The following is a 20,225-nucleotide window of genomic DNA, read 5'->3' as shown; positions in this document are numbered from 1 at the left end:
GCATTCAACCGATAATGCGCGCAGTGATGATTTCCCTTTGAAATAATCCCCTGTTTTACCGGGGATTTTCCTTTTTCTTGCTGACTTGAAGATCCTGATGACTCCTAACGCTTCCCGTTCCACGTTCTCTCGCTGGCTGAAATGGCTGCTCCTGTTGGTTGTGCTGTTGATTGTGGCGGGCGTGATCTGGCGCGTGGTCGGCGGACATGGCGGCATGCCACCGGGCGGTGAGAAAGGCGGACGCGGCGGTCATCGTGGTGGCGCGGGCGGCCCGCCGGGCATGGCGATGATGATGGGCGGCGCAACGCTGGTGCACAGCGGCGTCGCCACGACCGCCGATGTGCCGGAATACCTCAACGCGCTCGGTACCGTTATCCCTAACGCCAGCGTCACTGTGACCAGCCGCGTGGCCGGCCAGTTAGAAAAAGTGTTCTTCACTGAAGGGCAGAAAGTCAGCGCCGGACAATTGTTGGCGCAGATCGATCCGCGTAGCTATCAAGCCACGCTGGCGCAGTATCAGGGCGATCTCAATCAGAATCAGGCGTTGCTGAAAAGCGCACAGTTAACGCTGGTGCGCTATCAGAAACTGGCGGCGCAGGACTCGCTGTCGCGCCAGGATCTTGATACGCAAACCGCCACCGTTGGCCAGTACAAAGGCGCGGTCGCCGCCGATGAAGCGCAGATCGCCAGCGCCAAACTGGATATCGACTACGCGCGCATCACTTCGCCAATCAGCGGACGCGTCGGTTTGCGTCTGGTCGATCCCGGCAATATGGTGCAAACCACCGATACCACCGGCATCGTGGTGGTAACGCAGATGCAGCCCGCCGCCGTGACCTTTAGCGTGCCGCAGGGCAACATTCCGCAGTTGACCAAAGCGCTGCACGGCGGACAAAGTCTGCCCGCCACCGCCTACGATCAGGACAACAGCAGTGCGCTGGCGCAGGGCGAGGTGAAGTTCATCAGCAACCAGATCGATACCGCCACCGGCACCATCGAGCTGAAAGCCACCTTCCCGAATGAAGACGAATCGCTGTTTGCCAATCAGTTCGTCAATCTGCGTCTGCAAACCAACATCCTGAAAAACGCCACGGTGATCCCGGCGCAGGCGCTGCAGTTGAGCAGCGACGGCAGCTTCGTGTTTGTCATCAATAAAGACAACACCGTGACGCGCAAAGCGGTCACCACCGGGCCAACGTTTGGTGAAGATCAGCAGGCAATCCTCAAAGGGGTGGAGCCGGGCGATCGTCTGGTGACTGAAGGCATCGATCGCCTGACCAACGGCAGCAAAGTGCAGCTGGCGGATGAGAGCAAAACCACCGCGACCGCCGAGGCCAAATGAATCCGTCTCGCCTGTTTATCCAGCGTCCGGTCGCCACCATTTTGCTGATGGTTGGCGTGCTGATCGCCGGGCTCTTCTCCTATCGCTTTCTTTCTACTTCGGCGCTGCCGCAGGTGGATTACCCGACCATTCAGGTCACCACACTCTATCCCGGCGCCAGCCCGGATGTGATGGCGTCGTCCGTCACCTCGCCGCTGGAGCGCCAGCTCGGGCAAATGGCCGGCCTGAGCCAGATGACGTCGACCAGCTCAAGCGGATCGTCGATCGTCACGCTGAAGTTCAGCCTCGATCTGTCGCTGGATGTCGCCGAGCAGGAAGTGCAGGCGGCGATCAACGCTGCCAACAACTTGCTGCCGAGCGATCTGCCCAATCCGCCGACCTACAAAAAGGTCAATCCGGCCGATACGGCGGTGATTACGCTGGCGGTAAGTTCCGACACGCTGCCGCTGACGCAGGTGCAGGATCTGGTGAACACGCGCGTGGCGCTCAAGCTGTCGCAGATTAACGGCGTCGGCATGGTGACGCTGGCGGGCGGCCATCAACCGGCGATTCGCGTGCAGATGGACCCGAAAGCGCTGGCAGCGCACAAGCTGTCGCTGGAAGACGTCAACACGTTGATTAGCAACAGCAACGTGAACGGCTCGAAAGGCGGCTTCGACGGCAAATATCACTCGGTCACTATCGACGCCAACGATCAGCTGCGCACCGCCGATGAGTACGGCAATCTGATCATCACTTACCAAAACGGCGCGGCGCTGCGGCTGAAAGATATCGCGCATATCGAACAAGGGCCGGAAAACAGTTTCCAGTCGGCGTGGGCTAACAACAGCCCGGCGATTGTGATCAGCGTGCAGCGCCAGCCGGGCGCCAACGTGATTCAGGTGGTGGACAGCATCAAAGCGCAGCTGCCGAAGCTGCAAGCGGCGCTGCCGGACGGCGTGAAGATGAGCATCCTGTCGGATCGTACGCAAACCATTCGCGCCTCGATCAGCGACGTACAGTTTGAGCTGATGCTGTCGGTGGCGCTGGTGGTGATGGTGACGTTCCTGTTCCTGCGCAACGTGGCGGCGACCTTGATTCCCAGCGTGGCGGTGCCGCTGTCGCTAATTGGCACCTTCGGCGTGATGTATCTGGCCGACTTCAGCCTGAATAACCTGTCGCTGATGGCGCTGACCATCGCCACCGGCTTCGTTATCGACGACGCGATTGTGGTGGTGGAGAACATTTCACGGCGGCTGGAAGAGGGCGAAACGCCGATGCAGGCGGCGCTGAAAGGCTCTCAGCAAATTGGTTTCACCATCATCTCGCTGACTTTTTCGCTGATTGCGGTGCTGATTCCGCTGCTGTTTATGGGCGATGTGGTTGGGCGGCTGTTCCGCGAATTTGCCATCACGCTGGCGGTGTCGATTCTGGTATCAATGGTGGTGTCACTGACGCTGACGCCGATGCTGTGCGCCTATTTGCTGCAGCACATTCCGCCGGAAAAACAGTCGCGCTTCTCGCGTAAGGGCGGCGAAGTGTTCGACAAACTGGTGCGCGGCTACGACCGAATGCTAACGGTGGTGCTGAACCATCAGAAGCTGACGCTGCTGGTGGCGCTGGCGACCTTTGCGCTCACCGCGCTGCTGTATATCGCCATCCCAAAAGGCTTTTTTCCGACCCAGGATACCGGGCTGATTCAGGGCGTCACCGTGGCGTCGCAGGATGTGTCGTTTAGCGAGATGTCGAAACGGCAGCAGGCGCTGGCGAAGGTGATTCTGCAAAATCCGTCGGTGGAGAGTTTGTCCTCAACCATCGGTATTGATGGCAGCAACACCAGCCTGAATAGCGGGCGCATCCAGATCAACCTCAAGCCATTTGGCGATCGCGATGACAAAGCTGATGTGGTGATCAAACAGCTGCAACAGGCGGCGCAGCAGGTGGCGGGCATTCAGCTCTATCTGCAACCGGCGCAGGATTTGACCGTCAACGATCAGGTGTCGCCAAGCCAATATCAATTCACGCTGGATGATGCCGACAGCGAAAACCTGGTGAGCTGGACGCCGAAGATGGTCGCCGCCTTGCAGCAGCGTCCGGAGTTTAACGGCGTAGTGAGCAACCTGCAGGATCAAGGGCGTGTGGCTTACGTCGAACTCAACCGCGATAAAGCGGCGCGCTACGGCATTACCGCCGCCGACGTCGATACCGCGTTGTACAACAGCTTCGGTCAGCGCCTGGTCTCCACCATCTTTACCCAGGCCAATCAGTATCGCGTGGTGCTGGAAGTGGCGCCGCAGTATCAGCAATCGCCAGCTTCGTTTGATGATGTCTATTTGCCGGTGACCAGCAGTACCACGTCTTCAACTGATGACACCACCACAACCACCACCACCGGCATGGTGAAGCTCACTTCCATCGCCACCATTCATCAGCGCACCGGTTCACTGATGCATATGCGCCTTAATCAGTTCCCGGCGGTAATGGTGTCGTTCAATCTCAACAGCGGTTACTCGCTGGAAGAGGGTCAGAAGGCGATCGCCGAGGTGACGCAGCAGCTCAATCTACCATCGAGCATCACCTTGCGTTATCAGGGCGAAACCTCGGCGTTCCAGAGCGCCACCGGCAACACCTTGTGGCTGATTCTGGCGGCGTTGATCACCATGTACGTGGTGCTCGGCATTCTCTATGAAAGCTTTATCCATCCGGTGACCATTCTCTCGACGCTGCCGTCGGCGGCGGTCGGTGCGCTGTTGACGCTGCTGCTGGCGGGCAGCGAGTTTAGCCTGATCGCGCTGATTGGCGTGATCCTGCTGATCGGTATCGTCAAGAAGAACGCGATTATGATGATCGACTTCGCGCTGGAGGCGGAAAACAAGCAGCACATGAGCGCGCGGGACGCGATTCATCAGGCGTGTTTACTGCGCTTCCGCCCAATTCTGATGACCACCATGGCGGCGCTGCTGGGTGCACTGCCGCTGATGCTGGCGTCCGGTTCCGGTGCCGAGCTGCGCCAGCCGCTGGGGCTGGTGATTGTCGGCGGTTTGATTGTCAGCCAGGTGCTAACGCTGTTCTCCACGCCGGTGATTTACCTGTGGTTTGATGGCATCGCGCAGCGCGGCAAGCGCTACATGCAGCGCAAGCAGCAGCAGGCGCGAGGCGAGCGATGAACCTCACCCGGCTGTTTATCTTCCGCCCGGTTGCCACATTATTGCTGACGCTGGCGATCCTGCTGCTGGGCGCGTTGGGCTACCGGCTGCTGCCGGTCGCGCCGCTGCCGCAGGTGGATTTCCCCACCATTATGGTGAGCGCCAGCCTGGCTGGTGCCAGCCCGGAAACCATGGCGGCCACCGTTGCCACGCCGCTGGAGCGTTCGCTGGGGCAGATCGCCGGTGTCACCGAGATGACCTCCAGCAGTTCGCAGGGATCGACCAGCGTGATTTTGCAGTTTGATCTCGATCGCGACATCAATGGCGCGGCGCGTGACGTGCAGGCGGCGATCAACGCCGCGCGCAGTTTGCTGCCGAGCGCCATGGAGTCGCTGCCGACCTATCGCAAAGCCAATCCATCCGATGCGCCGATTGTGATGCTGGCGCTGACTTCCGCCACGCGCACGCCGGGCGAACTTTACGATCTGGCCGAAAGCAAAATCGAGCAGGCGATGGGGCAGGTGAAAGGCGTGGGTGAAGTGTCGCTGATGGGCAGCGCCTTACCGGCAGTGCGTATCGATCTACAGCCGCTGAAGCTGACGCAGTACGGCATTTCGCTGGATACGGTGCGCAGCGCCATCGCCAACAGCACCACCAATAAGCCGAAAGGGATTCTGCAGGGCAGTAGCCAGTCGTGGGTGGTGGACAGCAACGGCCAGCTGGATAAAGCCGCGCAGTACCAGGATCTGATCGTCACGTATAAAGATGGCAAAGCGGTGCGGCTGCACGATGTCGCGACCGTTTATGATTCGGTGGAAGATCAGTATCAGGCCGGTTTCCTCAACGCTATGCCGTCGGTGATGGTGGGCATTAAGCGCCAGGCCGGTGCCAATATGCTCGACACCATTGACGCCATTAAAGCGCAGCTGCCGGCGCTGGAAAAAGATCTGCCCGCCGACACTCAACTGAAAGTGGTGGTGGATCGCTCGCCGACGGTGCGCGCTTCGCTGTACGACACCGAAGAGACGCTGCTGGTGGCGATGCTGCTGGTGATCGGCGTGGTGTTTGTGTTTCTGCGCAACGTGCAGGCGGTGATTATCCCGGCGCTGGCGCTGCCGGTCTCGCTGATTGGCACCTGCGCGGTGATGTATTTGCTGGGTTACAGCCTCGATAACCTGTCGCTGATGGCGCTGATTATCGCCACCGGTTTTGTTGTTGATGACGCGATTGTGGTGCTGGAAAACATCACGCGTCATATCGAAGAAGGGCTCAGTCCGCTGCGCGCGGCGCTGCGTGGCGCGCAGGAAGTGAGTTTTACCGTGCTGTCGATGACCATGTCGCTGATTGCGGTGTTTATCCCGATTCTGCTGATGGGCAGCATCGTCGGACGCTTGTTCCGCGAATTTGCCGTTACGCTGACGGTATCGCTGCTGATCTCGATGTTTGTCTCGCTGAGCCTGACGCCGATGCTGTGCGCGCGCCTGTTAAAGCCAAAGCCCAAAGTTACTCAACGCCCGCATCCGCTGTATCAGTTTATCGAAAACCAACTTAACGCATTGCTGGCGGCTTACTCGCGCGGCTTGGCTTGGGTGATGGCGCACCAAAAGCTGACGATGTTCAGCCTGGTGCTGACCGTGTTGCTTAACCTGTTCCTGTTTTCCGTGGTGCAGAAAGGCTTCTTCCCCAATCAGGATACCGGCCTGCTGATGGGCGCGCTGCGTGCCGACCAGAACATCTCCTTCCAGGCGATGAAACCGAAAATGCTGCAGTTCACCAAAATCATCCAGTCGGATCCGGCGGTGGATAGCGTGATGTCGTCGATGGGCAGCGGCATGTTCGGCTCGCGTAACAGCGCTAACTTCTTCGTGCGACTCAAGGATTTTGATCAGCGCGATGCCACCGCCACCGAAGTGGCCAATCGCCTGAGTATGAAAACCAGCCATATCGCCGGCGCGCAGATGTTCCTGATGGCGGCGCAGGATCTGCATATCGGCGGGCGCAGTGCCAACGCCACCTATCAATACAGCTTGCAGGCCGACGATCTCGATCTGCTGCGTACATGGACGCCAAAAGTGCAGGCGGCGCTGGCGGCGATCCCGCAGCTGAATAGCGTCGATTCTGATTCGCAAACCGGCGGTCAGGAAGTGGTGATCAACATCGATCGCGACCGCGCCAAACGGCTTGGTGTGAACGTGCAGATGCTCGACACAATGCTGAATAACGCCTTCAGCCAGCGTCAGGTCGCCACGCTTTATCACACGCTTAATCAGTATCATGTGGTGATGTCGTTGCAGGACAACTACACGCGAGACCCGGCGATTCTCCAGCAGCTGTACGTGATTAACGACAGCGGCGATCGCGTGCCGCTCGCGGCGTTCGCCAGCTTCACAGGCGGTAACGCGCCGCTGTCGGTGGCCCATCAGGGCCAATCCGCCACCAGCACCATCGCCTTCAACCTCAATGATGGCGTGTCGCTGGAGCAGGCGCAGGCGCTGATTAAGCAGGCGATGGCGCAGCTCGGTTTACCCTCCACCATTCAGGCCGGTTTTGCTGGCACCGCCGCCGCGTTCGCCCAGCTTACCGCCACCATGCCGTGGCTGATTATCGCGGCGCTGGCGGCGGTGTATATCGTGCTCGGCGTGCTGTATGAGAGTTACATCCATCCGATCACCATTCTCTCGACGCTACCGTCGGCGGGCGTGGGCGCGCTGCTGTTGCTGCTGCTCACCAATACGCAGCTGACGGTGATCGCGCTGATCGGCATCATCCTGCTGATCGGTATCGTGAAAAAGAACGCCATCATGATGATCGACTTTGCGATTCACGCCGAGCGCAGTAAAGGCATGACGCCGCAGCAGGCGATCACTCAAGCCTGTTTGATGCGTTTTAGGCCGATCATGATGACCACGCTGGCGGCGTTCTTCGGCGCGCTGCCGCTGGCGCTGGGCAGCGGCGGCGATGCCGACTTACGTAGCCCGCTCGGGCTGGCGATTGCCGGTGGTTTGGCGCTGAGCCAATTGCTGACTCTGTTTACTACGCCGGTGGTTTATCTCTGGCTTGATCGTTTGAGCCGCGCCACGCAACGTCAGTGGCTGCGGTTGCGTCATGTGGAATCCCGATAGATGAAAATGTCCCTGAAAATTACGCCGTTGCTCACCGTGATGCTGCTGGCGGGCTGTGCAGTTGGCCCCGATTATCAGCGCCCAACGATGGCGATGCCGACCCATTTCAAAGAAGCCAAAGGCTGGACGCAGGCGACGCCGCAGGATGCAAACAGCAAAGGTGAATGGTGGCAGGTGTATCACGATGCCACGCTGGATAGCCTGCTGAAGCAGGTGAGCATCTCCAACCAGAACGTCGCTAGCTACGCCGCACAGTACCGCGAAGCGCAGGCGCTGGCTGGGCAATCACGCGCGGCGTTGTTGCCGTCGGTGGGCTACGACGCCAGCAGCACACGCAGTGGCAGCCGCGCCAGCGCCACCGGACAACGCAGCGTCAGCAACAGTCATGCCGCCGATCTCAGCGCCAGCTGGGAGCTGGATTTGTGGGGCAAACTGCGGCGCACGCTGGAGGAGAACAACGCCAGCGCCGAAGCCAGCAAGGCCGAGCTGGCGAATATTACTCTGAGCGCGCAGTCCGAACTGGCGCAGGATTATTTCCAGCTGCGCATCATCGACGAGAAAATCGCGCTCTATCAGCGCAGTATCGATGCCTATCAGCGCTATTTAACCGTAATTCAAAACAAATACGCGGCGGGCAGCGAATCGCGCGCCACTTTAGCGCAGGCGCAGATGCAGCTGGAGAGCGCCCGCGCTTCAGCGCAGGATTATCAGTGGCAGCGGGCGCAGATGGAGCACGCGATTGCGCTGCTGCTGGGCCGCGCACCGGCTGATTTCTCCTTGCCGGTGGCGCAGCTGGATGCGGCGATGCCCGCGATACCGAACAGCGTGCCGTCGCAGCTGTTGCAGCGCCGTCCTGATATCGCCTACGCCGAGCGCAACGTGGCGGCGGCGAATGCGGCGGTTGGCGTGGCGGTTGCCGGTTATTATCCCGACCTGACGCTGAGCGCCAGCGGCGGCGTGAGTTCATCGGCGATTAATAGCTTGTTCTCGCTGCCCAATCGCGTCTGGTCTTTGGGACCGGAACTGAGCGGCACGCTGTTAGATTTCGGCGCCACCTCAGCGAAAGTCGAACAGGCACGCGCCGCCTATGATGCCAGCGTCGCCAGCTATCGCCAGTCGGTGCTGACGGGCATGGGCGAAGTGGAGGATTATCTGGTGCAGCTGAATACCTTGCAGGGCGAAATCGCCTCGCAGCAGGCGGCAACCGACGCGGCGCAGGAATCCGCGCGGGTGACGCGCAATCAGTATGATGCCGGGATGATCGACTATCTCGACGTCGCCACCACCGAAAACAGCAGCCTGAGCGCACAGCAGAGTTTGCTGTCGCTGCAGAGCACGCAATGGGTCAGCAGCGTTGGTCTGATCGCGGCGCTGGGCGGCGGATGGCAGGTGGATGCGCGGTGAAACCAGGTCGCCATGAATGGCGCCCCTACAACGTAGGGTGCGCATTCATGCGCACCTGGCCGCAGGCCGCAATTGCGTTTAAATCACCGCGCCACTTGTCGAAAATCCCCAGATCCTGCATCGTAAGAGCCATTTTTTACGACTGCTAAGGAGCTGGCATGCTACTCACTTTTTTCCGTTTCCTGTTCCGCCTGCTATGGCGTGTGGAACTGCGCGGCGACCTCGCGGCACTGCATAAAGAGAAAGTGCTGATCACCCCCAACCATATGTCATTTCTCGATGGCGTATTAGTGGCGCTGTTTCTGCCGGTCAAACCGGTATTCGCGGTCTATTCGTCGATCAGCGACCAATGGTTTATGCGCCTGTTGAAGCCGATTATCGACTTCGTTCCGCTCGATCCCACCAAGCCGATGTCGATCAAACATCTGGTGCGCATGATCAATCAGGGGCGTCCGGTGGTGATATTCCCGGAAGGTCGCATCACCGTGACCGGATCGCTGATGAAGATCTACAGCGGCGCGGGCTTTGTGGCGGCGAAATCCGGTGCCACCGTGGTGCCGATGCGTATCGAAGGCGCGGAATATACGCCGTTTGGTCGTCTGGCGGGCGTGTTTAAACGCCGCCTGTTCCCACGCATCACCTTAACGGTGCTGCCGCCAACGGTAATCCCGATGCCTGAAGCCAAGCGCGCGCGCGATCGCCGTACGCTGGCGGGCGAACACTTGCATCATGTGATGATGGAAGCCCGCATGGCGGTGCGTCCGCGTGAAACGCTGTTCGAAGCTTTCCTCAATGCGCGTCAGCGCTATGGCGCGATGAAACCGTGCATCGAAGACATCAACTTTAAGCCGGATAGCTACACCGGTTTGCTGAAAAAAGCGCTCGGCGTGGGCCGCATTCTCGAACGCTACAGCCAGCAAGGTGAATACGTCGGTCTGCTGCTGCCGAACGCCACGGTGACGGCGGCGGCGATTCTTGGTGCTTCACTGCGCGGCCGTATTCCGGCGATGCTCAATTACACCGCAGGCGTAAATGGCATGCGTGCGGCCTTGACCGCTTCGCAGGTGAAAACCGTCTTTACTTCGCGTCAGTTCCTCGAAAAAGGCAACCTGTGGCACTTGCCGCAGGGACTCAACGAAGTGCAGTGGATCTATCTGGAAGATCTGAAAGATACCGTTACGCTGCAGGACAAATTGTGGATCGTGACGCATCTGCTGATGCCGCGCCGTGCGCAGGTTGCTCAGCAGCCGGAAGATGCAGCGATGGTGCTGTTTACCTCCGGTTCGGAAGGCAATCCCAAAGGCGTGGTGCATTCGCATAAAAGCCTGCTAGCCAACGTTGAGCAGATTCGTACCGTGGCGGATTTCACCCCGCGCGACCGCTTTATGTCGGCGCTGCCGCTGTTCCATGCCTTCGGTTTAACCGTTGGCCTGTTTACGCCGCTGCTGACCGGCGCGCAGGTGTTTCTCTATCCGAGCCCGCTGCATTACCGCATCGTGCCGGAGCTGGTTTACGACCGTAACTGCACCGTACTGTTTGGTACTTCAACGTTCCTCGGCAACTACGCGCGTTTCGCCAGCCCTTACGATTTTGCGCGTCTGCGCTATGTGGTGGCGGGCGCGGAGAAATTGCAGGAAGCGACGCGTCAGATCTATATGGAAAAATACGGCATCCGTATTCTCGAAGGCTACGGCGTGACGGAGTGTGCGCCGGTGGTGGCGATCAACGTGCCGATGGCGGCGAAAAATCACACCGTGGGCCGCATTTTGCCGGGCATGGATTCGCGTCTGATTTCGGTGCCGGGCATTGAGCAGGGCGGTCGCCTGCAGCTGCGCGGTCCGAACGTGATGAACGGTTATCTGCGCGTGGAGAATCCGGGCGTGCTGGAAGTGCCGGTCGCCGATAACGGCGAAGGCGAGATGGAAGCAGGCTGGTACGACACCGGCGATATCGTCAGCTTTGATGAAGGCGGTTTTTGCCAGATTCAGGGGCGTGCGAAACGCTTCGCCAAAATTGCCGGTGAGATGGTGTCGCTGGAGATTGTGGAGCAGATTGCGCTGAAAGCCTCCAACGAGAAGCAGCATGCGGCATCGCTGCGTCCGGACGGCAATCGAGGTGAAGCTTTGGTGCTGTTTACTACCGACAGCGAACTGGGGCGCGATACCTTGCTGAAAGCAGCGCGTGAGATTGGCGCACCAGAACTGGCGGTGCCGCGCGATATTCGCGTGATGAAACAGCTGCCGATGCTGGGCAGCGGCAAACCGGACTATGTCAGCCTCAAACAGCTGGCAGAAGAGGAGCAGGCATGAGCCAGGCGTTAAATAACGATGCACCGCTAATGTCACGCAACATGCTGGCAGTGATCGTGGCGCAGTTCTTCTCAGCATTTGGCGACAACGCGCTGTTGTTCGTTACGCTGGCGGTGCTGAAAAATCAGTTCTATCCGGACTGGAGTCAGCCAATCCTGCAAATGCTGTTTGTCGCCACTTACATTCTGCTCGCGCCGTTCGTTGGGCAGATGGCGGATAGCTTCGCCAAAGGTCGGGTGATGATGTTCGCCAACAGCCTCAAGCTGCTGGGCGCGCTGACCATCTGCTTCGGCTTCAACCCGTTCCTTGGTTACACGCTGGTGGGGATTGGCGCGGCATCCTATTCGCCCGCCAAGTACGGCATCCTGACGGAGATCACCAGCGGTGAACGCCTGGTAAAAGCTAACGGCTTGATGGAAGGCTCGACTATTGCAGCGATTCTGCTGGGTTCAGTGGCGGGCGGGATGCTGGCGGACTGGAACCTGGTGGCCGCGCTGGTGGTGTGTGCTATGACCTATGCGATGGCGGTGGTGGCGAATATCTTTATTCCGCGCCTGACGGCGGCGCGTCCGGGCCAGAGCTGGCATTTTGCTGCCATGCTGCGCAGTTTTGTCGCGGCCACGAAGCTGCTGTGGCGCAACGGCGAGACGCGTTTCTCACTGCTCGGTACCAGTTTGTTTTGGGGCGCGGGCGTGACGCTACGTTTCCTGCTGGTGCTGTGGGTGCCGGTGGCGCTGGGCATCAGCGACAACAAAACCCCAACCACGCTGAATGCAATGGTGGCGATTGGCATCGTGATTGGCGCGGCTGCGGCGGCAAAACTGGTGACGCTGCAAACCGTGCGTCGCTGCATGCCTGCCGGTGTGCTGATTGGCGTGATGGTGGTGGTGTTCGCGTTGCAAACCAGTTTGCTGAATGCCTATCTGGTGCTGATGTTGATTGGTGCGCTGGGCGGTTTCTTTGTGGTGCCGCTGAATGCGCTGCTGCAGGAGCGCGGCAAGGAGTCCGTGGGTTCAGGTAACGCGATTGCGGTACAGAATCTCGGTGAAAATACCGCGATGCTGCTGATGCTGGGATTGTATACCGTGGCGATTAAGCTGGGCGCGCCTGCGGTGGCGACCGGCGTCGGATTCGGCGCGATTTTCGCCGTGGCGATTGCGGTGTTGTGGTGGAAAGGGCGGCGGTAGATTGGGCGGGAATTGAAAAGGTCGCCATGAATGGCGACCCTACGGCAGAATATTGTAGGGTGCGCATTTATGCGCACCTGGTCGCCATGAATGGCGACCCTACGGTTTTACGGGGCTGGATAGGTAAACTGGCGATGAATCGCTTCCAGTTCCTCTAACACATCGGCGTTCAGCGTCAGATTGAAACTCTCAACGTTAATCTTCAGTTGCTCCAGCGTGGTGGCGCCAAGCAAGGTGCTGGCGACAAACGGCTGTTGACGCACATACGCCAGCGCCATCTGCGACGGATCCATATTGTGCTTCTTCGCCAGCTCAACATAGGCAGCAATCGCCTGATTGGACTGATCGCCGCTGTAACGGGTGAAGCGGCTAAACAGCGTATTGCGCGCACCGGCGGGTTTCGCACCGTTCAGGTATTTACCGCTCAAGGTACCGAATGCCAGGCTGGAATACGCCAGCAGCTCGACGCCTTCATGCTGACTGATCTCCGCTAAACCAACCTCGAAGCTGCGGTTCAGCAGGCTGTACGGGTTCTGGATGGTGACGATACGCGGCAGCTCATGCTTTTCAGCCAGCTGCAGGTAACGCATCACGCCCCACGCGGTTTCGTTCGACACGCCAATGTAGCGAATCTTACCGGCGCGCACCTGTTCGGTCAGCGCTTCCAGCGTTTCCAGCAGCGTCACCGGCACGCTGGAATCGGTGTATTGATAACCCAGCTTGCCGAAATAGTTGGTCTGACGCTGCGGCCAGTGCAGCTGATAGAGATCGAGATAATCGGTGTTCAGGCGTTTCAGGCTGGCATCCAGCGCTTCGCGGATGTTTTTGCGATCCAGCGCCTGGTTCGGGCGAATCGACGCATCCGCGCCGCGTACCGGTCCGGCCACTTTGCTGGCGAGGATGATTTTGTCACGGCTGCCGCGCTTCTTCAGCCAGCTACCAATGTATTGTTCGGTTAATCCCTGAGTTTCCGGGCGCGGCGGCACCGGATACATTTCCGCGGTATCAATCAGGTTAATACCACTGCTAACCGCGTAATCAAGCTGTGCGTGGGCGTCGGCTTCGCTGTTCTGCTCACCAAACGTCATGGTTCCAAGCCCCAGCTGACTCACTTCCAGCGTGCTATGGGGAATACGGTGATAGTGCATTTGCCGGCATCCTTTTTTCATTATGAAAGGGAATGTTGTGTCCTTTGGGACTATAGCGTGTGAAGCGGCGCGGAAGGAAGAGGGGAAAGTTCGGGAAATCGCCTGCACAAAGGGAAAACGCGTGCAGGCAGGGCAATTTGGCACTTAACGCTCAATGATGGTTGAAACCTCATCACCATTGATCTGCATCTGATGGCCTTTCTCATCGGTGTACTGTACCAATCCGGTCTCTTTATCGATGGCAGGTTTGCCATCTGTCATGATCATGCGGCCATCTTTGGTCGCCATGACGTAATCACTGCTACAACCGCTCAGTAACACGGCAATCAACGCTAAACCCACTGCACTCACCAACCCTTTCATTCTTATCTCCTTCTCGCGACTTCAACAGCAAAAGTGTAGTAATAAATGCTTTCGTCGTTAGGAGTAATCGCATCATTCCTAAAATTATCGGCAGCAATATGCATTTACAGTAAAAAATGTCGCGCTAAAAGCGGACCGGTGAAGCTTTTCTTCAGATAAAAGCCGCGCGGCAGCGTCATGATTGGCTCGCCGTGTTCGCCGATGGCTTCGGTCAACGCTTTGCTGTTGGCGGCTTTAGGGCGGATTTGCAGCCAGGCACCGTGACGTGCGGTGATGCGCTCCACCTGGCCGAGCACAATCATATCCATCAACTCTTCCCAGTCTTCGCGCAGCTGTTGCTCCTCTTCTTCACTCGGATGCCAAAGCAGCGGCGAACCGACGCGGCGCTCGGCTAACGGCAAGGCACGATCGCCTTCGATCGGGATCCACAGCACCCGCGCCAGTTTGTGCCGCACATGGCTGGTTTGCCAGGTCACACCGCTATTGCCAGTTAATGGCGCCACACACACGAAGGTGGTCTCCAGCGGTTTGCCCTGCGCATCCACCGGAATGGTTTTCAGCTCAATACCGAGATGGGCGAAATCCTGCTCGGCTTTACTGCCGGCGCTGGCGCCCAAATGCAGCTCTAACAGCATGCCAACCCAGCCTTTGTCGCGTTTCAAATCTGCGGGAATCGGCAGGTTAATCTGCGCCGCCAGCGCGGCAAAGGTCTGTCCCGCCAGCTGTTGTGCGCGCTGCAGTAATTCCGCTTCGTTTTCAGGTGGCGACGGTAATAACGGTGAGGAGTGCATGCTAAAACTCACATTGGTTGAAGAGTGAACAGTAAACGCGGGCCGGGTTTGTCCACATGGCAGTTAGTTGAATAACTGTGATAATAGCATGATTCAGCGTGCTTTTTTATTCCAATGGAATGAGGACATCCGATGATATGGCCAGGTTATCCCAGCTTGTTATCGACAATGAACAGGTGTTGAACCTAGTTATCCACAGAAAAGTGGGGTAACACCCCTTTGCCCGTACCCCTGTTTCCATTTACAGCCTTGACTTTCGTGTTTTGAACGCTTTTTTTCCTTTCTTTGACCAGGTTTAGGGCATTATCTGTGGATAAAAACGTCGGTGATGGATCTTTGACCGATCGAAAAAACCGAGCGGAGGATAACCGTTGATCCTGATAGTGATTTAACGGTTAATAAGTTTTATGCCAATGAAAAATATCGTATTTGTCGCCGTTATCATGCTGGCTGATGAGATTTATCCGAAGTGGTTATTCAACTCATTCCCGTGTTCTGCACAAAGCTATCCACAGAAAACGTGAATAAGATCGCCGATAAATGGGGTCGTCTGTTTATAACTTGGCTAATCTCTGTGAGTTATCCTGTTTTTATTCCGCCTGCGGCCCGCTATCCAGTGGTTTACCGCCTGTAAGGAGTGTGAAACAATCAGGCTATTCAAATTTAGCTTTGAGGTAGTCCAGTGATCGATGATGATGGCTACCGCCCGAATGTTGGTATCGTAATCTGTAACAGGCAAGGACAAGTGTTGTGGGCCAGGCGCTTTGGACAGCACTCCTGGCAATTTCCTCAGGGAGGCATCAATCCGGGTGAAACTGCTGAACAGGCGATGTATCGCGAACTGTTCGAAGAAGTGGGTTTACACCGCAAAGATGTTCGAATACTTGCTTCAACCCGAAACTGGTTACGCTACAAGTTGCCAAAACGTTTGGTGCGTTGGGACACAAAGCCGGTGTGTATCGGCCAGAAACAAAAGTGGTTTCTTCTGCAGTTGATGTGTAGTGACGCGGAAATCAATGTGCAGCACAGCAGCACGCCCGAGTTTGATGGTTGGCGCTGGGTTAGCTTCTGGTATCCGGTACGTCAGGTGGTCTCTTTCAAGCGCGATGTGTATCGCCGCGTAATGAAAGAATTCGCGGGCGTAGTGATGTCTATGCAGGAGAGTGCGGGGCAGCGGAATAACGCCGCCCAACGACGTAAAAGAGGATAGGCCACGCCCTTTATGCTCACTCAGTTACGCGAAATTGTAGAGAAAGTGGCGAGTGCTCCACGTCTGAATGAAGCACTCGACATTCTGGTAAACGAAATTTGCCTTGCGATGGAAACCGAGGTTTGCTCGGTTTATCTCGCCGATCACGATCGTCGTTGCTACTACCTGATGGCGACACGCGGGCTAAAAAAGCCGCGTGGTCGTACGGTCACGCTGGCGTTTGATGAAGGCATTGTTGGCCTCGTTGGACGCTTAGCCGAGCCGATCAACCTCGCCGACGCGCAAAGTCATCCCAGCTTCAAATACATTCCTTCTGTTAAAGAGGAGCGCTATCGCTCCTTCCTCGGCGTCCCGATCATCAGCCGTCGCCAGCTGCTTGGCGTGCTGGTTATCCAGCAGCGCGAACACCGTCAGTTTGATGAAAGCGAAGAGTCTTTCCTCGTCACGCTCGCCACGCAAATGGCGGGCTTGCTGTCGCAGTCGCAGCTCGGTCAACTGTTCGGTCAATTCCGTCAAACGCGGGTAAAAGCCATTGCCGCTGCGCCTGGCGTGGCGGTTGCGCCCGGTTGGGTGGATGAAACCCAGCCGCTGCTCGACCAGGTTTCCGCTGCCTCCACGCTTGACGTGCAGCGTGAACGCGAGCGTCTGGTGCTGGCGATGGGCGAGGCCGGCAACGAATTCCGCCGCTTCAGTAAACGCTTTGCTGCCAGCGTGCAGAAAGAGAGCGCGGCGATCTTCGATCTCTATTCGCACCTGCTCACCGATGCGCGCCTGAAAAAGGATCTGTTTGACGAGATCGAGCGCGGATCGGTAGCGGAGTGGGCGGTTAAAACGGTGATCGAGAAGTTCGCCGAGCAGTTCGCCAACTTGCAGGATCAATATTTACGCGAGCGCGCCGGCGATCTGCGCGTGCTCGGTCAACGTCTGCTGTTCCACCTCGATGATTCACTGGTCGGCACCAATGCCTGGCCGGAACGCTTCGTGTTAGTCGCTGATGAACTCACCGCCACCACATTGGCGGAATTGCCGCAGGAGCGTCTGGCGGGCGTGGTCGTGCGCGACGGTGCCGCCAACTCGCATGCGGCGATTTTGACGCGCGCAATGGGCATTCCCACCGTGATGGGCGCGGATATCCTGCCGGCGCAGCTCAACAAACGCTTGCTGATTGTTGATGGCTATCGCGGCGAAGTGCTGATCGATCCCGAACCGGTGCTGGTGCAGGAGTATCAGCGTTTGATCAGCGAAGAGAACGCGCTGAGCAAAATGGCTGAAGGCGTGGTCGAGCAGCCCGGCGAGCTGAAAAGCGGTGAGCGCATTCAGGTGATGCTGAATGCCGGTCTCAGCCCGGAACACGAGCAGGCGCTGGATAACTGGGTGGATGGCATCGGTCTGTACCGCACCGAAATTCCGTTCATGCTGCACAACGGCTTCCCGTCCGAAGAGGAGCAGGTGGCGCAATATCAGGGCATGCTGCAGCTGTTCTACGACAAACCGGTGACGCTGCGTACGCTGGATGTCGGTGCGGATAAACAGCTGCCGTATATGCCAATCAGCGAAGAGAATCCGTGCCTTGGCTGGCGTGGCATTCGCTTAACGCTCGATCAGCCTGAGATCTTCCTGGTGCAGGTGCGCGCCATGCTGCGCGCCGACGTGGCGTCTGGCAACTTAAGCATTCTGCTGCCGATGATCAGCCATATCGACGAAATCGATGATGCGCGTCGTCTGATCGATCGCGCTGGCCGCGAAGTGGAAGAGATGCTCGGCTATGTGATTCCTAAGCCGCGCATTGGCATCATGATTGAAGTGCCGTCGATGCTGTTTATGATCCCGCATCTGGCGGATCGCGTGGATTTTGTCTCCGTCGGCACCAACGATTTGACGCAATATTTGCTGGCGGTCGATCGTAACAACACACGCGTGGCGAACCTGTATGATTCACTGCATCCAGCGATGCTACGGGCGCTGCATACCATCGCCAGCGAAGCCCGCCAGGCCAAACTGGAGCTCTGCTTGTGTGGTGAAATGGCCGGCGATCCCATGTGTGTCGCGCTGTTAGTGGGCATGGGATATCACCATCTCAGCATGAACGGCAAGAACGTGCCGCGTGTGAAATATTTGCTGCGTCATCTCGACTTTGAAGAGGCGCAGAAGCTCAGCGAGCATGGACTGGCTGCACATACCGCCTCGGAAGTGCGCCATCTGGTCTCCACCTTTATGGAGCGCCGTGGTTTAGGCGGTTTGATTCGCGGCGGGCGTTAACGGTTACATCTTCGCGACCTGTGTTAAACGTGGCTGTGCTATTATGCGCGGCCTTTTATTATGTGAACCCTTTAGCCAGACCCGTTTCAGGGCAGAAAAAAACAGTGGTGAAAGATGACTGACGGCTACATTTCGTTTCCCCAATTCGATCCGGTAATTTTCTCTATCGGACCGGTTTCGCTTCACTGGTACGGCTTGATGTATCTGGTGGGCTTTGTATTTGCCATGTGGCTGGCGACGCGACGCGCCAACAAACCTGGCAGCGGCTGGAAAAAAGAGGAAGTGGAAAACCTGCTGTATGCGGGCTTCCTCGGCGTATTCCTCGGTGGACGTATCGGCTATGTGTTGTTCTACAACCTGCCGCTGTTCCTGGAAAATCCGCTGTATCTGTTTAAGGTCTGGGATGGCGGCATGTCGTTCCACGGCGGCCTGATTGGTGTGATTGTGGTGATGCTGATCTTCGCTCGTCGCACCAAACGCACTTTCTTCCAGGTGGCGGATTTCATTGCACCGCTGATCCCGTTTGGTTTGGGTGCCGGTCGTCTCGGTAACTTCATCAACGGCGAATTGTGGGGCCGCGTGGCGCCCGATTTCAAATACGCGATGTTGTTCCCGGGTTCACGCAGCGAAGATATCGCGCTGGCGGCCAACAATCCGCAGTACCAGGAGTTGCTGAACACCTACGGCGTGTTGCCGCGTCATGCATCGCAGCTGTATGAACTGTGCCTCGAAGGCATCGTGCTGTTCATCATTCTCAACCTGTTTATTCGCAAGCCGCGCCCCATGGGCAGCGTCTCGGGCCTGTTCCTGATTGGCTACGGCGCATTCCGCATCATCGTGGAGTTCTTCCGTCAGCCGGATGCACAGCTTGGCCTGTTTGAAGGCGGCGTCAGCATGGGACAGATTCTGTCGATCCCAATGATTCTGGCCGGTGTGATTATGATGATCTGGGCGTATCGTCGTCGCCCGCAGCAACAAACTCGTGAGGTAAAATGAAACAGTATCTGGACCTAATGCAACATGTGCTGAATGAAGGCGCAGAAAAGGCCGACCGTACCGGCACCGGCACGATCTCCATCTTTGGCCACCAGATGCGTTTCAATTTGCAGGACGGTTTTCCGCTGGTCACCACCAAGAAAGTGCACCTGCGCTCGATCATTCATGAGCTGTTGTGGTTCCTGAAAGGTGAGACCAACATCGGATATCTGAAAGAGAACAAGGTCACCATCTGGGACGAATGGGCAGATGAGAACGGCGACCTTGGCCCGGTGTACGGTAAGCAGTGGCGCAGCTGGGGCAGCGCCTCGGGCGAAGAGATTGATCAAATCAGTAAAGTGATTGAGCAGTTGAAGCGTGACCCGGATTCGCGCCGCATCATCGTCTCGGCGTGGAACGTGGGCGAGCTGGACCAAATGGCGCTGGCACCTTGCCATGCCTTCTTCCAGTTCTACGTGGCGAACGGCAAGCTCTCTTGCCAGCTCTATCAGCGTTCGTGCGATATCTTCCTTGGTCTGCCATTCAATATCGCCAGCTACGCGCTGTTAGTGCATATGGTGGCGCAGCAGTGCGATCTCGAAGTGGGCGATTTTGTCTGGACCGGTGGCGATACCCATCTGTACAGCAACCATTTAGAGCAAGCACGCCTGCAGTTGACGCGCGAACCGCGTCCGTTGCCGAAGCTGGTGATCAAGCGTAAACCAGCCTCTATCTTCGATTATCAGTTCGATGATTTCGAGATTGAAGGTTACGATCCGCATCCAGCGATTAAAGCGCCCGTGGCAATTTAACGGCACTCTCGTAGGGTCGCCATTCATGGCGACCTCTACTCACCCGCACCTCAATTCTGAACCCGCCTCACAAAACGCTGTATCCCACTGCACACCTCAACCGATTCCCTGCAAAACGTTTCCCAACGCTGATTTCCCTCGCTTGTTCAACCTCATGCCGCTGGGCACATTACCCGCC

General features: G+C 57.6%; 13 protein-coding genes. 10 read left to right on the top strand and 3 right to left on the bottom strand.

What is annotated here, in order from left to right; translation table 11 throughout:
• Positions 1-97: 97 nt before the first annotated feature.
• The 6 genes from NR302_RS15240 to lplT all read left to right on the top strand — a co-directional run bounded on the left by NR302_RS15240 (position 98) and on the right by lplT (position 12,489).
• Positions 98-1,342 carry an MdtA/MuxA family multidrug efflux RND transporter periplasmic adaptor subunit gene (locus tag NR302_RS15240; RefSeq protein ID WP_258143843.1) on the top strand — a complete coding sequence of 415 codons (1,245 nt, stop codon included), beginning with the start codon at positions 98-100 and terminating at the stop codon, positions 1,340-1,342.
• Positions 1,339-4,488 carry an MdtB/MuxB family multidrug efflux RND transporter permease subunit gene (locus tag NR302_RS15235; protein ID WP_258143842.1) on the top strand — a complete coding sequence of 1,050 codons (3,150 nt, stop codon included), beginning with the start codon at positions 1,339-1,341 and terminating at the stop codon, positions 4,486-4,488. The genes NR302_RS15240 and NR302_RS15235 overlap by 4 nt, the downstream gene beginning before the upstream one ends.
• Positions 4,485-7,589: an efflux RND transporter permease subunit gene (locus NR302_RS15230; RefSeq protein WP_258143841.1), complete on the top strand. Its 3,105-nt coding sequence runs from the start codon at positions 4,485-4,487 to the stop codon at positions 7,587-7,589. Before NR302_RS15235 ends, NR302_RS15230 begins: the two co-directional genes overlap by 4 nt.
• The gene (locus NR302_RS15225; protein ID WP_258143839.1) at positions 7,590-8,993 is read left to right on the top strand and encodes an efflux transporter outer membrane subunit; all 1,404 of its coding nucleotides are present in this window, start codon (positions 7,590-7,592) and stop codon (positions 8,991-8,993) included.
• 158 nt (positions 8,994-9,151) lie between these two features.
• Complete coding sequence (gene aas / locus NR302_RS15220; protein ID WP_258143838.1) at positions 9,152-11,302, top strand: bifunctional acyl-ACP--phospholipid O-acyltransferase/long-chain-fatty-acid--ACP ligase; 2,151 nt, start codon at positions 9,152-9,154, stop codon at positions 11,300-11,302.
• Positions 11,299-12,489, top strand: coding sequence for a lysophospholipid transporter LplT (lplT, locus tag NR302_RS15215; RefSeq protein ID WP_008109254.1), 1,191 nt, complete (start codon positions 11,299-11,301; stop codon positions 12,487-12,489). Before aas ends, lplT begins: the two co-directional genes overlap by 4 nt.
• Before the next feature lie 107 nt (positions 12,490-12,596).
• Here the strand turns inward: lplT and NR302_RS15210 are convergent, their stop codons facing one another.
• From NR302_RS15210 to mutH, 3 genes are all read right to left on the bottom strand, one after another.
• A complete protein-coding gene (locus NR302_RS15210) occupies positions 12,597-13,637 on the bottom strand; it encodes an NADP(H)-dependent aldo-keto reductase (protein ID WP_008109256.1) in 1,041 nt (346 codons plus the stop codon).
• A gap of 144 nt (positions 13,638-13,781) precedes the next feature.
• Positions 13,782-14,000, bottom strand: coding sequence for a YgdI/YgdR family lipoprotein (locus NR302_RS15205; RefSeq protein ID WP_258143837.1), 219 nt, complete (start codon positions 13,998-14,000; stop codon positions 13,782-13,784).
• 104 nt (positions 14,001-14,104) lie between these two features.
• On the bottom strand, positions 14,105-14,791 hold the full coding sequence (gene mutH / locus NR302_RS15200; protein WP_154155385.1) for a DNA mismatch repair endonuclease MutH: 687 nt from the start codon (positions 14,789-14,791) through the stop codon (positions 14,105-14,107).
• A 682-nt stretch (positions 14,792-15,473) separates the two neighbouring features.
• Here mutH and rppH point away from each other — a divergent pair.
• The 4 genes from rppH (at position 15,474) to thyA (ending at position 20,047) form a co-directional block, all read left to right on the top strand.
• On the top strand, positions 15,474-16,001 hold the full coding sequence (gene rppH, locus NR302_RS15195; protein ID WP_007890933.1) for an RNA pyrophosphohydrolase: 528 nt from the start codon (positions 15,474-15,476) through the stop codon (positions 15,999-16,001).
• Between the two features lie 12 nt (positions 16,002-16,013).
• Positions 16,014-18,260 (top strand): phosphoenolpyruvate--protein phosphotransferase, encoded by a 2,247-nt coding sequence (gene ptsP / locus NR302_RS15190; protein ID WP_258143836.1) that lies wholly within the window; start codon positions 16,014-16,016, stop codon positions 18,258-18,260.
• A 114-nt stretch (positions 18,261-18,374) separates the two neighbouring features.
• Positions 18,375-19,256, top strand: a complete 882-nt coding sequence (lgt, locus tag NR302_RS15185) for a prolipoprotein diacylglyceryl transferase (protein ID WP_008109262.1) — start codon at positions 18,375-18,377, stop codon at positions 19,254-19,256.
• Positions 19,253-20,047, top strand: coding sequence for a thymidylate synthase (gene thyA / locus NR302_RS15180; protein WP_008109264.1), 795 nt, complete (start codon positions 19,253-19,255; stop codon positions 20,045-20,047). The genes lgt and thyA overlap by 4 nt, the downstream gene beginning before the upstream one ends.
• Positions 20,048-20,225 lie beyond the last annotated feature (178 nt).

The sequence above is a fragment of the Pantoea sp. SOD02 genome (genome assembly GCF_024707505.1).
In the GTDB taxonomy this organism is placed as follows: Bacteria; Pseudomonadota; Gammaproteobacteria; order Enterobacterales; family Enterobacteriaceae; genus Pantoea; species Pantoea symbiotica.
The sequence above is the reverse complement of the archived record's forward strand: the minus strand, read 5'-3'. Positions and strand labels throughout refer to the sequence as shown.